General features: G+C 57.9%; 14 protein-coding genes. 8 read left to right on the top strand and 6 right to left on the bottom strand.

The window, feature by feature from the left end:
- Positions 1-10: 10 nt before the first annotated feature.
- From MHM84_RS11040 to MHM84_RS11015, 6 genes are all read right to left on the bottom strand, one after another.
- Complete coding sequence (locus tag MHM84_RS11040) at positions 11-1,252, bottom strand: alginate lyase family protein (protein WP_239266016.1); 1,242 nt, start codon at positions 1,250-1,252, stop codon at positions 11-13.
- Positions 1,253-1,418: 166 nt separating this feature from the next.
- Complete coding sequence (locus MHM84_RS11035) at positions 1,419-2,696, bottom strand: alginate lyase family protein (RefSeq protein WP_239266013.1); 1,278 nt, start codon at positions 2,694-2,696, stop codon at positions 1,419-1,421.
- A 61-nt stretch (positions 2,697-2,757) separates the two neighbouring features.
- Positions 2,758-3,624 (bottom strand): polysaccharide lyase, encoded by an 867-nt coding sequence (locus MHM84_RS11030; RefSeq protein WP_239266009.1) that lies wholly within the window; start codon positions 3,622-3,624, stop codon positions 2,758-2,760.
- A gap of 214 nt (positions 3,625-3,838) precedes the next feature.
- Positions 3,839-5,377, bottom strand: a complete 1,539-nt coding sequence (locus tag MHM84_RS11025; protein ID WP_239266006.1) for an alginate biosynthesis protein Alg44 — start codon at positions 5,375-5,377, stop codon at positions 3,839-3,841.
- Between the two features lie 38 nt (positions 5,378-5,415).
- Positions 5,416-7,344, bottom strand: coding sequence for a glycosyltransferase (locus MHM84_RS11020; RefSeq protein WP_239266003.1), 1,929 nt, complete (start codon positions 7,342-7,344; stop codon positions 5,416-5,418).
- A 311-nt stretch (positions 7,345-7,655) separates the two neighbouring features.
- Positions 7,656-9,038, bottom strand: a complete 1,383-nt coding sequence (locus MHM84_RS11015; protein WP_239266000.1) for a UDP-glucose/GDP-mannose dehydrogenase family protein — start codon at positions 9,036-9,038, stop codon at positions 7,656-7,658.
- Positions 9,039-9,474: 436 nt separating this feature from the next.
- On the opposite strand from MHM84_RS11015, the gene MHM84_RS11010 reads away from it, so the two are divergent.
- The 8 genes from MHM84_RS11010 (at position 9,475) to MHM84_RS10975 (ending at position 17,712) form a co-directional block, all read left to right on the top strand.
- Positions 9,475-9,942, top strand: a complete 468-nt coding sequence (locus MHM84_RS11010) for an SUF system Fe-S cluster assembly regulator (protein ID WP_239265998.1) — start codon at positions 9,475-9,477, stop codon at positions 9,940-9,942.
- Positions 9,943-9,999: 57 nt separating this feature from the next.
- Positions 10,000-11,442, top strand: coding sequence for a Fe-S cluster assembly protein SufB (gene sufB, locus MHM84_RS11005; RefSeq protein WP_239265996.1), 1,443 nt, complete (start codon positions 10,000-10,002; stop codon positions 11,440-11,442).
- A gap of 197 nt (positions 11,443-11,639) precedes the next feature.
- Complete coding sequence (gene sufC, locus MHM84_RS11000; protein WP_239265994.1) at positions 11,640-12,392, top strand: Fe-S cluster assembly ATPase SufC; 753 nt, start codon at positions 11,640-11,642, stop codon at positions 12,390-12,392.
- Positions 12,389-13,765, top strand: coding sequence for a Fe-S cluster assembly protein SufD (gene sufD / locus MHM84_RS10995; protein ID WP_239265992.1), 1,377 nt, complete (start codon positions 12,389-12,391; stop codon positions 13,763-13,765). Before sufC ends, sufD begins: the two co-directional genes overlap by 4 nt.
- 3 nt (positions 13,766-13,768) lie before the next feature.
- The gene (locus MHM84_RS10990; protein ID WP_239265990.1) at positions 13,769-15,010 is read left to right on the top strand and encodes a cysteine desulfurase; all 1,242 of its coding nucleotides are present in this window, start codon (positions 13,769-13,771) and stop codon (positions 15,008-15,010) included.
- Positions 15,011-15,033: 23 nt separating this feature from the next.
- On the top strand, positions 15,034-15,603 hold the full coding sequence (gene sufT, locus MHM84_RS10985; RefSeq protein WP_239266273.1) for a putative Fe-S cluster assembly protein SufT: 570 nt from the start codon (positions 15,034-15,036) through the stop codon (positions 15,601-15,603).
- 184 nt (positions 15,604-15,787) lie between these two features.
- Positions 15,788-16,414 (top strand): ElyC/SanA/YdcF family protein, encoded by a 627-nt coding sequence (locus MHM84_RS10980; RefSeq protein ID WP_239265988.1) that lies wholly within the window; start codon positions 15,788-15,790, stop codon positions 16,412-16,414.
- A 92-nt stretch (positions 16,415-16,506) separates the two neighbouring features.
- Positions 16,507-17,712, top strand: coding sequence for an alginate lyase family protein (locus MHM84_RS10975; protein ID WP_239265986.1), 1,206 nt, complete (start codon positions 16,507-16,509; stop codon positions 17,710-17,712).
- The last annotated feature ends 23 nt before the right edge of the window (positions 17,713-17,735 follow it).

Genomic DNA, 17,735 nt, shown 5'->3' with positions numbered 1-17,735 from the left:
TCGACTGAAACTACTCGGCATCAGGTACGATCACTTCGGCTTTCTCTCTGACGCTATCCTGAATTACAACGTGATGCTGGGCCTCGGGGTCCATGAAATAAAGGCTGATATATCCACCGGCACCACGGTTGTCGATCGGGCGGTATCTGTGCAGAAATTCGTCGACACGTGGGTCGTCATGGTGGGAAAGATACATTTCCATCCAGGTAAAGTACTGGCCATCCTCCAAAAATCCACGGTACTGCTCGTGAGGTGCATAGTCTTTGAGTTCGTCAGGGTCCTCGACGACCGTCAAGAAAAAGTCGATCGCGTCACTGATGCTACGGCCGTCTATCTCCATGTTGAAAACGTCATAACCTTGCCGGGAAACGATCTGCATATTCGTCACTAGGTAGAGGAGGGCATAGTTCTGGTAGTGGGTAGCCCTGCGTCCACGTTCCATTTCCAGAGGGAAAGCGCCATCCTCGGTCATATCGGAGAGTGCAGAGTAGATGGAACTGACGCCATAGCGGAAAAGTTCGTTGTCTTCAGTCAGAATGCCAATCATCGAGGCATAAATGGCGCGGCGATAGAAGTGATTGTTACAGCAACTTCCGTCCAGACCACCCACAATCGACGAGTGGTTGTGGGCAAGCCGATTCAACCAGTCATCGACCCGTGCCTTTTCCTCTTCCATCCCTTCGATACGAGGGCGGACGATGGAGTAGGCCATGGCAGCCGAAAAGATCATCGATTCCGTGGCATACCAGGCTTGGCGATCCTGACCTGAATAGTAGAAGTCGATCAAGGCATCCGCCTGGGCCCAGCGATCCAGGAACTTGACGATACACTCCCCATAATATTCATCGCCCCCGCTGGCCATGTAGCTTCCAGCCAAACTGCTCATCTTCTCTTCGAACTGGAACATCGGCTCCGATGCCAGGCGCCAGGCTTCTGGGCTAGGATAAAAACCCGGGATTCTGATCTGATCTTCCAGCGGAGGAATGGATAGCAGGTTCTGGCAGCTCTCTCCGATGCGCAGCCGATCCATTTGGCCGATGAGCAGAGAGTTACGGGTGCTCTCTAGCTCGTCGAGGCGTGCATCGACATCGAAATAGGAAGCGTCGGGATCGGTAACTTCGTAATGACTCAGGTCGAGTTTCTGGCGCGCTTCGTAGCTTAGGGCCTGTGCCTGCGGGATACTGATGATCCCCAGCAGGAAGATCGTAAGATAAGAAAAGAATGGCTTTTTGCGGTGTGTTGTTGCGTACATAACTGATCAATCCTTGATCATTATTAATTGTTGCTCATCACGGTGGCTAGCCGTGTAGTGAGCACTAATACTCCTGTATGAGTAGGAGCCGGGCTAAGTCGCCCGGCAACATGCTATGCGTCGATGGGGTGGATACATAGTTCCTCTGCGTACTGATTGGGCGAGTTTAATCCGGCTCGATTATTTCCGCCTTTTCTTTAATGCTCTTTTTATTAGTGGTTTGTACTTGGGCATCTGGATTCATGAAATATAAAGTAATGTAACCGCCAGCACTGCGATTGTCTATAGGACGATAGTCCTTGATGAAGTTTTCCAGTCTTGCGTCATTGAAATGGGAGAGATAGATCTCCATCCAGGAGAAATACTGCTCATCATCCAAGAACCCTCGGTACTGCTCATGTGGCGCATATTCCTTGAGGTTGCTCGGATCTTCGATGATTTGCATTAAGTAATCTACCGGTTCATGAATCGTATTTCCGTTGATCTCCAGATCGAATACATCATAACCTTGCCGGGAAATGACCTGCATGTTCGTTACAAGATAAAGCAGGGCATAATTCTGGTAGTGCGTTGCCCGACGTCCACGGGCTAGCTCTAGCGGTAAGCCGCCTTCAGGCGTGAGGTCGTGTAGCGCTGAATACAGTGCGCTCACGCCAAAACGAAAGAGTTCGTTATCGTCCGTCAGCACACCGATCATCGAGGCATAAAGCGCGCGCCGGTAGAAATGGTTGTTGCAACAACTCGAATCGAGACCGCCGACGATATCGGAATGCTTATGGGCGAGGCGGTTGAGCCAGTCGTCGATACGCGCTTTCTCTTCTTCCATGCCCTCGACGCTCGGTCTGACGATCGAGTAGGCCATGGCTGCACCGAACAGCATGGACTCGGTGGCATACCAGGCCTGCCGTTCTTCCGGAGCATGGTAAAAGTCCATGAGTGCATCGGCCTGGGCCCAGCTGTCCAGGAATCGAACCAGGCATTCGCCGTAGTAAACATCGCCAGTGGCGACATAGGAGCCAGCCAAGCCGCTGACATTCTCCTCGAAATTGAAAAGCGGCTCGGACGCCAGGCGCCATGCGTCTGGACTCGGGTAGAAACCGGGAATGCGGATCTCGCCCGTCAATGGAGGGATCGCCAGGAGCTGCCGGCAACTGTCTTCGATTTCCAACTGGTCCATCTGAGAGATGAGCAGCGAATTGTCAGTCTCTTGTAGAGTGTCGAGACGTGCCTGTACGTCGAAGTAAGACGCGTTGGGGTCGGTGACGACATACTCGCTGAGGTCCAGTTCCTGGCGCGCCTGGTAGCTCAGTGCCCATGCCTGTCCTGTCACCGCAGGCAGCAGAAGGGCAAGCAAAGCGGCCGACACAAGCCGCCGCTGCAACGAGAGAATGCCTACAAACATCGGGGATCGCATTGAGGTGACACATCCTTTGTCAAACGTCATCGACCTCTCGATAGTAGAGGCCGTGGAAGCGCGATTGGACAGTGCAGTCGTCCTGTCGAACTCAGCGTGGTACATAGACTCGGAAATCGCCGAAATCGGCCACCTGGTCGCGTGGGCTTCGCCACTCCTTGCCGTGCCCACCAAAAAACGAAGAGAACATCACGCCATCGATAGTGACGTCGTCCGTTGTACGATAGACGATGCCCTGCTGCTCGAGCATGGGTTGACCATCAATCCAAACGCGTGCAATGCCGTTGGATGACTGGGGATCGTTAAGAACGATTTCCTGCTCGACGTTGACCCATTGCCCGGTAGGAAAGACCCACTTTCCACGTCCCACCGATTCGCCATACTCGCTGTCTTTGTTGACGACGTATTCGTAAAGCTCGCCCTGGCCATCCTCGCGCCACATGAAGCGCATGGAGAACCCGTTGGTACCGGTGACTTCTTCGCCTCCCGTTGGGCCCGATCCACCATAAAGCCCAGGAAGCTTGCCGCCCTTGACGAAGTCGAAGCCCGGCTCGAAGCGCACCTTGTAACTCAGGCAGGCACGTTCGGCACCCTGTAGCCCCGGCGTATGGGCGTAGAACCCAGCCCCGCCCTCGACATTGTCGCTAGGTGCCGAACTGCCTTCGGGATAGAGCACGCGAAAGCCTTGTTCGCCAAGCCCCGTCTCATTGGGTGAAAGCAGTGAGACATTGTCGAGGCCCCAGTTCTTCTTTGCCATGAAACCCTGCTCGATGGCCCGCTCCACGCCGTTCACGTTGATCTCGGGAACGGGAGCCGCCGCCATGGGATAGCGGGTGGAACATGGTGCAACGCTAGGCTGGCTGAGCTTGGAATCATCGTCGTCATCAGCGAGAGCCGAGGAGGGGGCGCTGGCCAGCAAGCTCGACACGACTACGCCCATGAGAGAGGTACGCAGCATCGTTGGCTTGAAGGCTCTCGGGGTTGCTGCGAGAGCAGAAAATACTGGGGAACGTTTGCTTGGCATTGCTGCCTCCTGATTGCGTCTCGGTAACGCCAGCGCCTTGGCGTTACTGGTTTGAATTGGCTCCCCGCTGATCCCTGTTATGTAGTTGTCGTTCGAGTGATACCGGCTCCGCAAAGCTCATGCCTCGGAGCCGGTATGGAATGAGGCGTTACTGGGTGATTTCGTTGACTTTGTTCCAGGCGGCGCTGGCCAGCTGCTCGGTCTGCTGGGCTATTGCACGACCGCCTTGCCAAATCCATTCCGCCGTCTGGTCGATGATCGGCGCTTCCGAGAACCGGACATCCACCGGCACACCGACGGTGCTGGCCGGGAGCGGGGTCTCGGGTACCAACAGGACGCTCGCAACGTTCTGCTGTTGGCGTACCCACTCGGGGAAGCCGGCACGTGGCTGACGCTCGACGTCTAGCGCCACCGAGCGCACGCGGGCTTCGATAGGCTCGGACGCATTGGGCAGAGCGATGTAAGCGCGCTGGTGGGGCTCGATGCTGCCGATCTTGCTCATATGCACCAGGGCCTCGACCATGATGTCGTTGGGGCCGGTGCGGATGAGCGTCATGATGCGGTCGCTCTCGTTGATGTACGTCCCGCCGCCGCTACTCAGGGCCCAGGCCACCACGCAGTCGCAGGGACTGTACATGGTGTTTGCAGCCATACGGGACTCGAGTGCATCGATACGCGCATTCTCGTAGCCGCGTGCCGTTTCGAACTGCTCGATGCGCACCTTGGCAATATCCGGAGTGACGGTTTCGAAACTCGGCGGACGTCCGTCGGTCGGTGTCGTGGACTGAGCCATGCTGACTTTCTGGACACTGGGATCGTTGAAGCGTTCGCGCATGTTGTCGATCAGTTGCGAGTTGTACGCATGCGCTGCGCGCGCCAGGATGAGATCGGTCTCCAGGTCGCTGTTACTGACCTTGGCCAGTGGCTGGTCGCGCTCGACCCGATCGCCTGGCTGCAGCGAATGCTCGCTCAGCTGGCCAGCACCCGGCGAGAGTATGTCGATGCGCGGGGCCGTCACCGCCGCGAAGCTGGGCTCGATCAGCATGAAGTTGCGATAAGCGGTCGCGCCTGCCACGGCGACCAAGGTCAGCGCTGCCAGCATCAACAGGGCGTATCGTCCCCATGGCTTGCGGCTCTTGGAACCCGCCGGCATCGCCGCCGCGCCGCGAGGAGCGCGCTTGCGTGGCGTCTGGGGATCTTCCTTTTCGATGAGATCCTCGACGGCAGCATAGCGACCGCTCAAATGCGAGCGGATGATTCTGCGCAGCAACTCACGATGGCGCTGATCGATCTTGGTGATTTCGAAAGCCACTTCATAGCTGTTTCCCGCCCGCTCGGAATCGCTACGCAGGGCTTTTGCCGTCACAGGGACGATCAATTCTGCCGAGCCAGCCATCAATAGCAAGGAAACGGACAAGACCGTTCCCGGCTCGACGGCCTTGTCGCTGTGGTAAGAGAACCCACCCAAAGAAAGGTCGTGGCCGGGTAGCGTGTGGCCATCTTCGTGCCTGACCTGAAAAGGAGCTTCTACACGGACATGCTGACGCTCGTCGCGTCTCTCATGCTGTATTTGGCCCGTTGGCTCGCTTTGTTGGGTGTTTTTCTCGCTTGTTCCCGAAGAACGCGCACTTCCGAGCGTCGGCTCGTTACGCTGAGGCTCATCGTTGGGAATATGTTCGTCGGCCATGTGTTTCTATCTCCTATGAAAATTCTGACCCAAGTACGTCACGCTTGTGCGGAACGTAATCTGACTTCCATGTCGGTCAGCACTATCGGACCTTGCTGCGTCATCAGCGTGCAAGCGTTGTCTTGTGTACAGGTCATTTGCTGGACCTCGCTCAAGGGGCGTTGCTCTGCATTGCGTAGCTTATCGGCGAGATCGGGAGCGACCAGAAGCACCGTCGACATGTTTGCGTCGTACCCGTTCATCCGTGTGGCGTGGATCGCATCGAGCTTGCTCAACTCCTCGTTCAGCGTCGCGTCGAGCATGAGATCCTCCGCCGGCAGCTGAACCGAGTCGCCTGCAGGCACGTCCGCCAGGGAAAGCGCGATCCAGTAGCTGTCGTTTTCGCTAGCGTTCTGCGCGTCTCCCCAGAGTTCGGACTCATCCTTCCAGGCAGCCATGGATAGCCGGTCGGGGGGAGCAAGAACGCCAACGGCAATGATCAGCACCATCAACATGCCGCCGTAATACACGCCATGCATGAAATGGCCCATCATGCGCTGCCTGCGTACGGCTTTGGGGTCGTCAGGTTCACCGGCGGAGATACCCTGACGCGACCACTTCTGGCGGTTGAAACGGAAGCTGACGTACGTCTTGAGTAAGGCGCCGCCCACCTGATTGTAGTAAAGCAAGGGAACCCACAAGAGACTGAAACGGCCTCGCTGCAATGCCAGCACCGTCGTAGCAATGCTGCGGGTGAAGATGATCCAGAGCGCGTAGGCGAAAATGAACGAGGGGCGCACGAAAAGCGTGAGCATGATCGCGACGGAGGGGCCAATCAGCGTCGTCCACATGGAAAGGCGCTGGTCGACCAGGCTCCACCAGGTAAAGAAACCCATTGAACGCGGCCCCAAGCCAATGGCGCGCCCACTGGTGCGTAGCATGTTGCCGAACCAGCGGCGCATGAGGTCGATGCTGGACTTGAAGAAACGGTCGCGATCGGGCAGCTCCTCGAACCCGGAAACGTAGACATCCGGAATGTAGAGCATCTTCCAGTTGTTCTTTATCAGCCAGTACCAGGTCGACTTGTCGTCGCCGGATAGGAACTTGAAGTTACCGAAGCGCCAATGCTCGACATGGTCGTTCTCGACCAGGTCGATGAACCCGGGGTCGGTGGCCAGCTCGGCACGAAAAGCGCTGTAACGGCCGGTCAACACCAACAACCTTTCCGATACGGACATCGAACTCATGACCAGGTGGCGCTGCGCATAACGCAGGTCATACCACTCCTTGGTCACATCGCCACCATTGACGATGGCCCGATTGTTGGTGGTCAGTGCGCCTAGCTCATCATTGGCCAGGAAGAACGATAGTGAATGCTCCAGTGTGCCCGGCTCTATTTGAATGTCGCCGTCCATCGAAACGAGAAGCGAGCGGTGAGAGGGCAGGCGACGGGAAATGGCACGCAATACTTCGGCCATGGCCGAGCGCTTGCCATCGCCTTTCTGGAACATGTAACTGATCTCGACATTGCCTGGCCAGCCATTCTCGGCCATGACATGGTCGATGATATCGACATCGCTGCGATCGGAAATCGCGGCGAAGATGGTGGTGGGAACACCGTAGGCGTGCACATCCCTGACCAGTGCATCGTAAACCGCGAAGCTTACCTCGGGTTCGATGCGAAAGGAGGTGCACAATATATACAGGTGATCCGGCTTCTCCACGGCAGCGACGGCGTCGGCCTGAGCGCGCAGTTTCGGAAAGACCTTACGGTTGTACCAGACGGAGCGTATTGCCTGCACGAACCACCAGGAATAGCGCCAAGCCCCGATAAAGCCGATAGCCAGAATGAAGCTCTTCGATTCCGGAGAGAACACTTCTGCCGGCAATTCGAAGACCAGAATGGTCAACAGTGCTGCGCCGAACAGAAATGTCGTCAGCTCCGTGACCCAACTGGCCTTGGAAGCCTCGGATTGAAAGTTTTGCATGTCGAACCATCCTTGATCGCGACAGAGGGAAAACACGGGGTTTTCCACGCGCCGATATCGACATCGTTGAATGCCAGCAGATGAAGTTCCACCTCATCTGCATGTCAGTTAGTTATCGAACGACGTAACTTTCAGGTCGTTTAGTCAATAACCTACTTGTACTAGCGATAGCCATTTATAAGGCAACAGGATGTACCCTATGTGACGAACAATGAAAAATACGCAAGCCGAGCATTGCTCTGCGAGAAACAAGCTTATATATCGGATCCCGGCTTGCGTATCGTCGCCATGTGGCTATATCAGCTTGGCGACTAGGCAGTGCGCTTGAGCGTGGACTCGGCCTGCTTGGACGTGGTGTCCTGTTTGAGCGAGTCGCCACGTCCCATGGCGTAATAGAGGAAACCTGCCGCTTTGACACTTTCAGGGTCGAACAGGTTCCTGCCATCGACAATGACAGGGGTGCTCAACTTCTGCTTGATGTGATCGAAGTCGACGGCTCGGAACGCTTTCCATTCCGTACAGATGACCAGGGCATCGGCACCTTCCAGAGTGTCGTCGCGTTTCTCGGTAAGTACCAGGTCATCACGTTCGCCGTAGATACGGTGGCACTCCCTGGAGGCTTCCGGGTCGAAAGCCTGGACCTTGGCTCCGGCTTCCCACAACGCTTCCATCAATGTGCGGCTGGGGGCCTCACGCATGTCGTCCGTATTCGGTTTGAAGGCTAGGCCCCACAGGGCGATGGTCTTGCCCTTGAGGTCGCCGTCGAATGCCTGGGAAAGCTTTTGGAACAGCTTGCCTTTCTGGCGCTTGTTGACCGCCTCGACGGCATTCAACAATTCTGCCTCATAGCCGACGTCGCCGGCGGTACGCGCCAATGCCTGAACGTCCTTGGGGAAGCAGGAGCCGCCATAACCGCAGCCCGGATAGATGAAGTGGTAACCGATCCGCGGATCGCTACCGATACCGTGACGTACCTGCTCGATGTCGGCGCCGAGATTTTCCGCCAGGTTGGCGACCTCGTTCATGAAGCTGATCTTGGTCGCAAGCATGGCGTTGGCGGCATACTTGGTCAGCTCCGCACTGCGCACGTCCATGAACATCAGCTTTTCATGATTGCGGTTGTAGGGCGCGTAGCACTCCCGCATCGCCTTCTTGACGCGCTCGGAATCGGTGCCGACGATGATGCGCGCTCCCTTGGAGAAGTCCTCGACCGCCGCGCCTTCCTTGAGGAATTCCGGATTCGAGCAGACGTCGAACTCGAAGTCGGCCCCTCGTTCCTTGAGGGTGTTGCGCACGGTGGCAGTGACCTTGTCGGCGGTGCCCACGGGGACAGTGGACTTGTCCACGATCACCTTGTACTCATCCATGTGCGTGGCAATGGTTTCGGCCACCTTGAGTACATATTTCAGATCGGCGCTGCCATCTTCGTCGGGCGGTGTGCCGACGGCAACGAACTGCAGCCTGCCAAACTTGACGGCCTTGGCAGCATCGGTGGTGAAATGGAGGCGCCCGGCTTCCATGTTCTTCTTGAGCATGGGTTCCAGTCCGGGCTCGTAAATGGGCACTTCACCATTGTTGAGCCGGGCGATCTTGCCCTCATCGACATCCACGCACATGACTTCATGGCCAACATCCGCCAGACAAGTGCCAGTGACGAGACCAACATAGCCAGAACCGAAAATGGTGATTTTCATGAATACCACTCCTTGGTATTGGGGAGGTGAACTGTTTTTTAACAGTGTTCGCTATCTATGCCTGAAGCTACCTATGCAGTGATCCGTTCTCGATAGGTAAAGCTCAAGGAATATAGAATCTTACAGGATTATTGCATCTGGTTTCAAAGCGGTTACGTTCGCGTTTTTGCCTATAACTTTGAAGCTTAGCCTAGAGACCCTGGCTCCATACGTCAAACGTCTTATTTAGCCGACTCATCAGTAACTTGAGTGTCTCTTTTTGGCGACATTGTTTTTCTGCTGCGATGCAGCAGTGTAACAGGAGGGCTTCGCTGCATTAGCGGCGATCGTTATTGCCTATGCGCCGGCTAGAAAACTCCAATCAGTGATGTCTCTTCACAATGTTTTTAATGAGGACTAAAATGGTCCTCATTCGTTCGTTGGCTGGAGTACAGGCATGTTGAAGCTGTCCAAGCTAACTGATTATGCCGCAGTGGTGATGGCGAAGATTGCCAGGCATCCGGAGCAATCGTACGCCGCGGCCGAGTTGGCGGAAGCCGTTAACCTGCCCCATCCCACGGTCAGCAAGACGTTGAAGATGCTCGTGCGGGCAGGGTTGTTAGTGTCCCATCGAGGCGTACAGGGCGGGTATCGCCTGGCTCGTCCGGCGAGCCAGATTACGGCGAGCGACATCATCGCTGCCATCGAAGGCCCCGTGGCCATGACCGACTGCAGTCATGCGGGAGGCGGGTGCGATTTGGTGAGTAGTTGCGGCGTGTCCGACAACTGGCAGCGCGTCTCTCTGGCGATTCGTACGCTGCTCGATAGTGTCACCTTGGCGCACCTGGCACAGACAGCGCCGATCAAGTTGCCTGTGCAATTACCTATACAGAGCGTTTCTCTGGCCGCTTCGGCCGAGGGGTGAGCGCCGTCATTCAGCTTGATTAAAGGGCCTTCGACATACGGCCCGGAGGAAGAGACCATGGCTACCGAGGAAATGGAACAGCTCGTCCGTCGCGAATATACCCAAGGGTTCGTGACCGACATCGAAAGCGAGACCGTACCGCCCGGCCTGGACGAGAGCGTGATCGCCTTCATCTCCCAGAAGAAAGGCGAGCCGGAGTGGATGCTCGAGTGGCGTCTCGATGCCTATCACCAGTGGCTGAAGATGAAAGAGCCTTCCTGGGCGCATCTCAATTACCCCCCGATCGATTATCAGGCGATCTCCTATTTCAGTGCGCCGAAAAAGCCTGAAGATCGGCCGCAGAGTCTCGATGAAGTCGACCCGAAGCTGCTCGAAACCTACGAGAAGCTGGGCATCCCCCTACATGAGCGCGCCGCACTGGCCGGGGTTGCCGTCGATGCGGTATTCGACTCGGTATCGGTAACCACGACTTTCAAGGAGAAGCTGGGTGAGGCTGGCGTCATCTTCTGCTCGATCTCCGAGGCCATCCGCGACTATCCGGAACTGATCAAGCAGTACTTGGGTACGGTGGTGCCAAAGGCGGACAATTATTTTGCCGCACTCAATTCGGCAGTCTTCACCGACGGCTCGTTCGTCTATGTGCCGGAAGGCGTGACCTGCCCGATGGAGCTGTCGACCTACTTCCGCATCAATGCCGCCAACACGGGCCAGTTCGAGCGCACCTTGATCATCTGCGACAAACAGGCTCAGGTTTCCTATCTGGAAGGCTGTACGGCGCCCATGCGCGACGAGAACCAGCTGCATGCCGCCGTGGTCGAGCTGGTGGCACTGGAAGATGCCTATATCAAGTATTCTACCGTGCAGAACTGGTATCCCGGCGACGAGCAGGGGCGTGGCGGCATCTATAACTTCGTCACCAAACGTGCCGACTGCCGTGGCGATCGCTCCAAGGTGTCCTGGACCCAAGTCGAGACCGGCTCAGCCATTACCTGGAAATATCCGTCCTGCGTCCTGCGCGGCAAGGACAGCGTTGGCGAATTCTACTCCGTCGCCGTGACCAACGGTCGCCAGCAGGCCGATACCGGAACCAAGATGATCCACATCGGCGAAGGTACCAAGTCGACCATCGTTTCCAAGGGCATCGCCGCCGGCAACAGCGATCAGGCGTATCGCGGGTTGGTCAAGATCGGGCCGCGGGCCAAGGGCGCGCGCAATTTCACCCAGTGCGACTCGCTGCTGATCGGCGACCGTTGCGGGGCCCACACCTTCCCGTACCAGGAGATCGGCAACAGCAGCGCTACCGTCGAGCACGAGGCGACGACATCCAAGATCGGTGAGGACCAATTGTTCTACTGCCGTCAGCGCGGGATCTCCGAGGAAGACGCGGTAAACATGATCGTCAACGGCTTCTGCAAGGACGTCTTCCAGGAACTGCCGATGGAGTTCGCCGTGGAGGCAGAGGCCTTGCTGAATGTGACGCTCGAAGGCGCTGTAGGGTAACGCGCTATTGCGCTCGGTCACTCTGTGTTGGAAGCCTGACTCGGCATGCTCATTGAGCAGCAGTCAACTGCGCTGTCTCGTCAGTCTTCCGCCTTGATTGACCTTCGCTCATGACGCGCGCCAGGTAGGCGCGAAAAAAGTTTTAGAGAGGACGCGCTGTCGGCCTCACGAAACCAGAATTCAAAGGTGGCAACAACATGCTCGAAGTCAAAGATCTGCACGTCACGGTGGAAGGCAAGGAAATCCTCAAGGGACTCAATCTGACCGTCAATCCCGGTGAGGTGCATGCCATCATGGGGCCCAACGGGGCGGGCAAATCGACCTTGTCGGCGGTCATTGCCGGTAACGAAGGTTATGAAGTGACTTCCGGATCGATCACTTTCGAGGGGCAGGACGTATTGGAAATGGAAATCGAGGAGCGCGCCCAGGCCGGGCTGTTGCTCGGTTTCCAATACCCGGTCGAGATTCCAGGGGTCAAGAACGTCTACCTGCTCAAGGCCGCCCTCAACGCTCAGCGTGAAGCGCGTGGCGAGGGCGAGATGCCGGCGCCGGAATTCATGAAGCTGGTCAGGGAAAAAATGGCCTTCATGAAGATGGATCCCAGCTTCCTGCAGCGTGCCGTCAACGAAGGTTTTTCGGGCGGCGAGAAGAAGCGTAACGAGATCCTGCAGATGCTGGTGCTGCAGCCGAAGCTGGCCATGCTCGACGAGATCGACTCCGGTCTCGATATCGATGCCATGAAAGTCGTTGCGGAGGGCGTCAATTCCCTACGCGACGCCGAACGCGCCATTCTCATGGTGACGCACTATCAGCGTCTGCTCGAATACATCGAGCCCGATTATGTCCATGTGCTGGTCGACGGTCGCATCGTCAAGTCCGGCGACAAGCATCTGGCTCAGGAACTGGAGTCGCGCGGCTACGAATGGGTAACGGAGGAATCTGCAGCATGAGTTCAGCCCAAGCCTTTTTGGACCGTCTCGAGGAGCGCATCAGCGAGCGTCAGGCGGCATCGTTGCCGGAACCGACGTGGATTGCAGCGCGTCGCCAAGCCGCTGCGGCACGCTTTGAAGCGCTGGGTTTTCCCACTCGCCGTGACGAAGCCTGGAAATACACTGACGTCAGGCGTATCGGCGAGGGCGATTTCGCTCTCGCTCGCGATGCCGCGTTCTCCAAGGCGGCAGCGGCTACCTTGACCCTGCCGATCGAGGCCATTCGCCTGACCTTCGTCGACGGTTTGTTCTCCGCCGAGCTTTCCGACCTGTCGGCGCTTCCGTCCGGAGCCACCGTCGAGCCATTGTCGCAGGCCTTGGCCGATAACCACGAAGCCGTGGGGGGCGCGCTGGGCCGTCTGAGCGGCGTGGAATTTTCACCGTTTGCGGCGTTGAATACCGCCTTTACCGAAGAAGGGGCCGTAATCCGTTTGGCGCCGGGCACCGTCGTCGAGCTGCCGATCATCCTGCAGTTCCTGTCACGTGCCAATGACGCAGCGGTCATGAGCCATCCGCGAGTGCTCATCGAAGCGGGCGCGCGCAGCCAGGCCACGGTGGTGGAACACTACGTGGGTGAAGCAGACGCTGCCAATTTCACCAATGTGGTCGGTGAGGTCCTGCTCGATCGCGGTGCCATCGTCAACCATTACAAGCTGCAGGAAGCCCCGTTGGGCGACTTCCACATTGCCAGCCTGCATGTGGATCAGGGACGCGATAGCCGCTTCACTTCGTTCAATATCAACTTGGGCGGCGCCCTGGTGCGTAACGACCTGGTGGCGGATCTGAATGCCCAGGGGGCCGAGGCCAGTTATCTGGGGCTGTTCTTCGCGCAGGGTCGTCAGCATGTGGATAACCACACCCTGGTCAACCATAACGCACCGCTGACGTTCTCCAACGAGAACTACAAGGGCATTCTGGGCGACCGGGCGCGTGGCGTGTTCAATGGCAAGGTCATCGTCAAGCGAGACAGTCAGAAGATCGAGGCGTATCAGAGCAACGCCAACTTGTTGCTGTCCGACCGTGCCGAGATCGATGCCAAGCCAGAACTGGAAATCTATGCCGACGACGTCAAATGCTCGCATGGCACCACTACCGGTCAGCTCGACGAGGATGCAGTCTTTGCCCTGCGTACGCGGGGTATCGATGAACAGACGGCGCGTGGCCTGCTGACGCTGGCGTTTGCTGGCGAGGTCATGGAGCAAGTGAGCGTGGATGCGATTGCCGAGCGGGTCGAACGGACCGTGGCCGGCAAGTTGCCGGAGCGCTTCAATCTCGCCGAGCTGGTCGATGCGTCACTCAACGAGGTGCATGATCCCGGCCTCGGGGAGGCGTGAACCATGACCGTGTTGGCCGATCTTTCTCTAGATGTCGAACAGGTGCGCCGGGATTTTCCGATCCTGGCCCGCCAAGTGCATGGCAAGCCGCTCGTCTATCTCGATAACGCGGCGACGAGCCAGACGCCACGGCAGGTCATCGAGACGCTGGATCATTATTACCGGCACTATAACGCCAACATTCATCGCGGGTTGCATACCCTGGCGGACGAGGCGACAGCGGCCTTCGAGCAGGCGCGCGAAATCGTGCGCAACTTCACCGGGGCGGCGGATCGGCGCGAGATCGTCTTTACACGGGGCACGACCGAGGCCATCAATCTGGTAGCCAACAGTTGGGGGCGATGTAACCTCAAGCCCGATGACGAGATTCTGGTGTCGCAACTCGAGCATCACTCCAACATCGTGCCTTGGCAGCTGTTGGCCGAACAGCTCGGCTTCCGCATTCGCATGATCCCGGTCGACGAGCGTGGTGCACTGGACATGGCGGCTTATCGCGGTCTGTTCAATGAGCGAACTCGTCTGGTAGCCGTCAATCATATCTCCAACGCGTTCGGCACCATCAATCCCGTCAAGGAAATGGCCGCCATTGCGCACGAACACGGGGCGCTGATTCTGGTCGACGGCGCACAGGCCATCCCTCACGAGCCGGTCGACGTACAGGCTATCGACGCCGACTTCTACGCCTTCTCGGGTCATAAGGTCTATGGACCCACCGGGGTCGGTGCTCTCTATGGCAAGGCGGCATTGCTCGAGGCCATGCCACCCTGGCAGGGCGGCGGCGAAATGATCAAGACGGTGTCTTTCGATGCCGGTACGACCTATGCCGATATTCCTCACAAGTTCGAGGCCGGCACGCCGCCGATCGCCAACGTCATCGCCATGGGCCGCGCTCTGGAGTGGGTGACGGATATCGGCATTGCGCGTATCGGCGCCTGGGAGCAGCAGTTGCTGGCGCATGCCAATGAGCGTCTGGCAGAGGTCGAGGGGCTACGTATTCTGGGAACGGCACCCCGTAAGGCCGGCGTCATTTCCTTTGTGGTCGAGGGCGCACATGCCCAGGACGTCGGTCTGCTGATCGATCAGCTCGGCGTGGCGATTCGTACGGGCAATCACTGTGCTCAGCCGCTACTGCATCATTTTGGTGTCGATGCGACCTGCCGGGCATCGTTCGCCGCCTACAATACGCGAGAAGAAATCGATACTTTCGTCGAGGCATTACAGCGTGTCGTGACGATGGTCCGATAAGTGCCGGCAAGACGAGGCAAAGGATACCAATGCAGCAACTTGATGGGCTTTACAAGGGGCAGGAAATGCCCCTTCAGCGAGATGTCGATGCCATTTCGATTCCTTTCGGCAAAAGCGTGACGTTGACGGAAGATAGCGTCGTTTCGATCATGCAGGCCAAGGGCAGTACGGTCAGTGTGGCGTTCGAAGGCCGCCTGTTCCTGATCGAAGGCAGTGACCTGGATGCCCTTGGGCTCGAGTCTTTGCCACGACCGACGCTGCACGAGGAGGCCAGCGAAGAAGAAATCGAGCAGTTTGTCTGGGACCAGTTGCGGACCTGCTTCGACCCTGAGATTCCGGTCAATATCGTCGACCTGGGTTTGGTTTACGGCTGCCGTATCGAGCGCCTGCTCTCCGGGGAACGTATCGTCACCATTCGCATGACGTTGACGGCGCCGGGGTGCGGCATGGGCGATGTCATTGCAGAAGATGCACGGCGCAAGATACTGGGCGCGCCACAAATTGCCAAGGTTCACGTCGAGACGGTGTTCGACCCGCCGTGGAGTCGCGAAATGATGACTGAGGAAGCGCGCCTGGAACTGGGCATGTTCTAGGTAGGGCAGTGTCCGCCATTCCGGCCTTTCTGTATCATGGCCTCTTGGCGATTTGCCTGCTGGCACGAAACACTAATCCCAGACATTCCCGGCTCCTCATCGATACGAGCCGCATGCAGGAGCGAATGTTGCGATGCGGCCGGCCGTGATTTTTTTTGCTAAAAGACTGATCGTACTCCTGAGCATGCTTCTACTGCTCGCCACCAGCGTCGTCGTGGCGGCCAATGCATGGATTCTGGCAAAAACTCAGGATCGCATCGAGAGCGACTTGCTGCTCTGCGTCGCCGAGCCTGTGGGTGTCGTCTTCGGTACCTCCTATTGGGCCCGAGGCGGTGGTCGTAACCCGCTGTACTCGGCGCGTCTGAGTGCTGCGTCTCAATTACTTCGGACCCAACGGGTCCAGCATCTTTTGCTCTCCGGCGATAACCGCACGCGTTTCTATAACGAGCCCGTGACCATGTGGCGGGACTTGCGCGCCAACAACGTGCGCGACATCGATATGACGCTCGATTATGCCGGTTTCAGTACCTTCGATACGCTAGTCCGGGCGCGGGAGATATTCGGTGTCTCGAACGCGTTGCTCATCACCCAGGACTGGCATTTGCCGCGTGCGCTATTCATTGCCGATGCCCTGGACATCGAGGCGAAAGGGTGTGCGGCACCGACGCCCGCCGTTAGCGGTGTCTGGCAATTGCATGTCAGGGAGTGGCTGGCGCGGGTGGCAACGCTGGGAGATCTGTATCTCTGGAGGCGCGAGCCATACTTCCTTGGCCCACGGGAGCCTCTGCACATCGCACCGGCGGAACGATAATCAGGCATTGCGTTCAGAAAACGTGAGCCTACCAGTACACGGCCGGCATGAGGTCGAATGCCCTGCCGCAAGCGCCAGGAAAGGAGTCCGTAATGCGCACACGTTTCACTGCAGTCCTGCTCGCCTATCTCTGCGTCCCGGCATGGGCGTCCGACTCCGGGTGGCTGACCTACTCGCCCGACTCCCTGGCAGCCGGACGCGACGCGGTCGAGCGTCAGCGGCCCGAGATCATGCCGGCCTATCGGGCACTGGTCGAGGAAGCCGACGAAGCGTTGCGAGCGCCCTTGTACTCGGTCGTCGACAAGACCCAGCTACCGGCCAGCGGCGATCGGCACGACTATTTCAGTTTCGCGCCCTATTGGTGGCCCAATCCCGACACCGAGGACGGTCTGCCCTATGTCCGCCGCGATGGGGAGTACAACGAGGCTACCAAGAGCGACGCGACCGACAAGCAACGCATGATCGACTTTGCCAAGGACGTTCATGCATTGGGCCTGGCATATTACTACACCGGCCAACGTGCCTACGCCGAGAAGGCTGCGCGGCAGGTGGTCAACTGGTTCGTCGACCCCGACACCCGAATGAACCCGAACATGCGCTATGCCCAGGCCATCCCCGGTCGGGTGGATGGGCGCGACATCGGCATCATCGATAGTCGTATGTTGATCCGCGTTGCGGATGCTATCGAGCTGATTCGTCCGGCAGATGTGCTGACTGCCTCGGAATCTGCCCGAATCCAGGACTGGTATCGCGAGTTCCTGACTTGGCTGCTGACCAGCGAGAATGGCGTCGAAGAGGGCAAGGCGGACAACAATCATGGCACCTGGTATGACGCCCAGGTGGTGGCGTTTGCGCTGTTTACCGGCGAGGATGGCATCGCGCGTCGGCAGTTGCAGGTCACGCGAGAGCGGATCGCCGAGCACTTCGATGGCCAAGGCAAGCAGAAAGAAGAGCTCGAACGTACGCGCCCCTGGCATTACACCAATTTCAATCTCGAAGCCTACCAGCTGCTGGCTCGGTACGGTGAAAAGCTGGGAGAGGATATCTGGGGACATGGCGCCAAAGGGCGCTCGCTCAGGGAGGGCTTCGAGTTCGTTGCCGACCACGCCAGCAAGGGCAAGGACACGTGGTCATTCAAGGAGCTGCATGAATTCGAGGCCAGCGATGCGCTGGCCAACATGCTCGCGGCGGCTCGTGCCTATGATGACCCTCGGCTTGACCGTGTGGCTTCGCTACTGGCACGCCAGTCACCGGAAGATATCAATCTGTTGCTGTTTCCACCCGGCCAGCGACCCTGAGGGAGGCTGGAAGGCAAGGCATG

It is taken from the genome of Halomonas sp. McH1-25 (assembly GCF_022348165.1).
Lineage (GTDB): Bacteria > Pseudomonadota > Gammaproteobacteria > Pseudomonadales > Halomonadaceae > Modicisalibacter.
The sequence above is the reverse complement of the archived record's forward strand: the minus strand, read 5'-3'. Positions and strand labels throughout refer to the sequence as shown.

Coding starts and splice junctions, on each gene's coding strand:
- MHM84_RS11020 (WP_239266003.1), bottom strand. CDS start 7,344: ATGCAAAACTTTCAATCCGAGGCTTCCAAGGCCAGTTGGGTCACGGAG.
- MHM84_RS11010 (WP_239265998.1), top strand. CDS start 9,475: ATGTTGAAGCTGTCCAAGCTAACTGATTATGCCGCAGTGGTGATGGCG.
- MHM84_RS11015 (WP_239266000.1), bottom strand. CDS start 9,038: ATGAAAATCACCATTTTCGGTTCTGGCTATGTTGGTCTCGTCACTGGC.
- sufB (WP_239265996.1), top strand. CDS start 10,000: ATGGCTACCGAGGAAATGGAACAGCTCGTCCGTCGCGAATATACCCAA.
- sufC (WP_239265994.1), top strand. CDS start 11,640: ATGCTCGAAGTCAAAGATCTGCACGTCACGGTGGAAGGCAAGGAAATC.
- MHM84_RS11040 (WP_239266016.1), bottom strand. CDS start 1,252: ATGTACGCAACAACACACCGCAAAAAGCCATTCTTTTCTTATCTTACG.
- MHM84_RS10980 (WP_239265988.1), top strand. CDS start 15,788: ATGCTTCTACTGCTCGCCACCAGCGTCGTCGTGGCGGCCAATGCATGG.
- MHM84_RS11035 (WP_239266013.1), bottom strand. CDS start 2,696: ATGACGTTTGACAAAGGATGTGTCACCTCAATGCGATCCCCGATGTTT.
- MHM84_RS10990 (WP_239265990.1), top strand. CDS start 13,769: ATGACCGTGTTGGCCGATCTTTCTCTAGATGTCGAACAGGTGCGCCGG.
- MHM84_RS10975 (WP_239265986.1), top strand. CDS start 16,507: ATGCGCACACGTTTCACTGCAGTCCTGCTCGCCTATCTCTGCGTCCCG.
- sufD (WP_239265992.1), top strand. CDS start 12,389: ATGAGTTCAGCCCAAGCCTTTTTGGACCGTCTCGAGGAGCGCATCAGC.
- MHM84_RS11030 (WP_239266009.1), bottom strand. CDS start 3,624: ATGCTGCGTACCTCTCTCATGGGCGTAGTCGTGTCGAGCTTGCTGGCC.
- MHM84_RS11025 (WP_239266006.1), bottom strand. CDS start 5,377: ATGGCCGACGAACATATTCCCAACGATGAGCCTCAGCGTAACGAGCCG.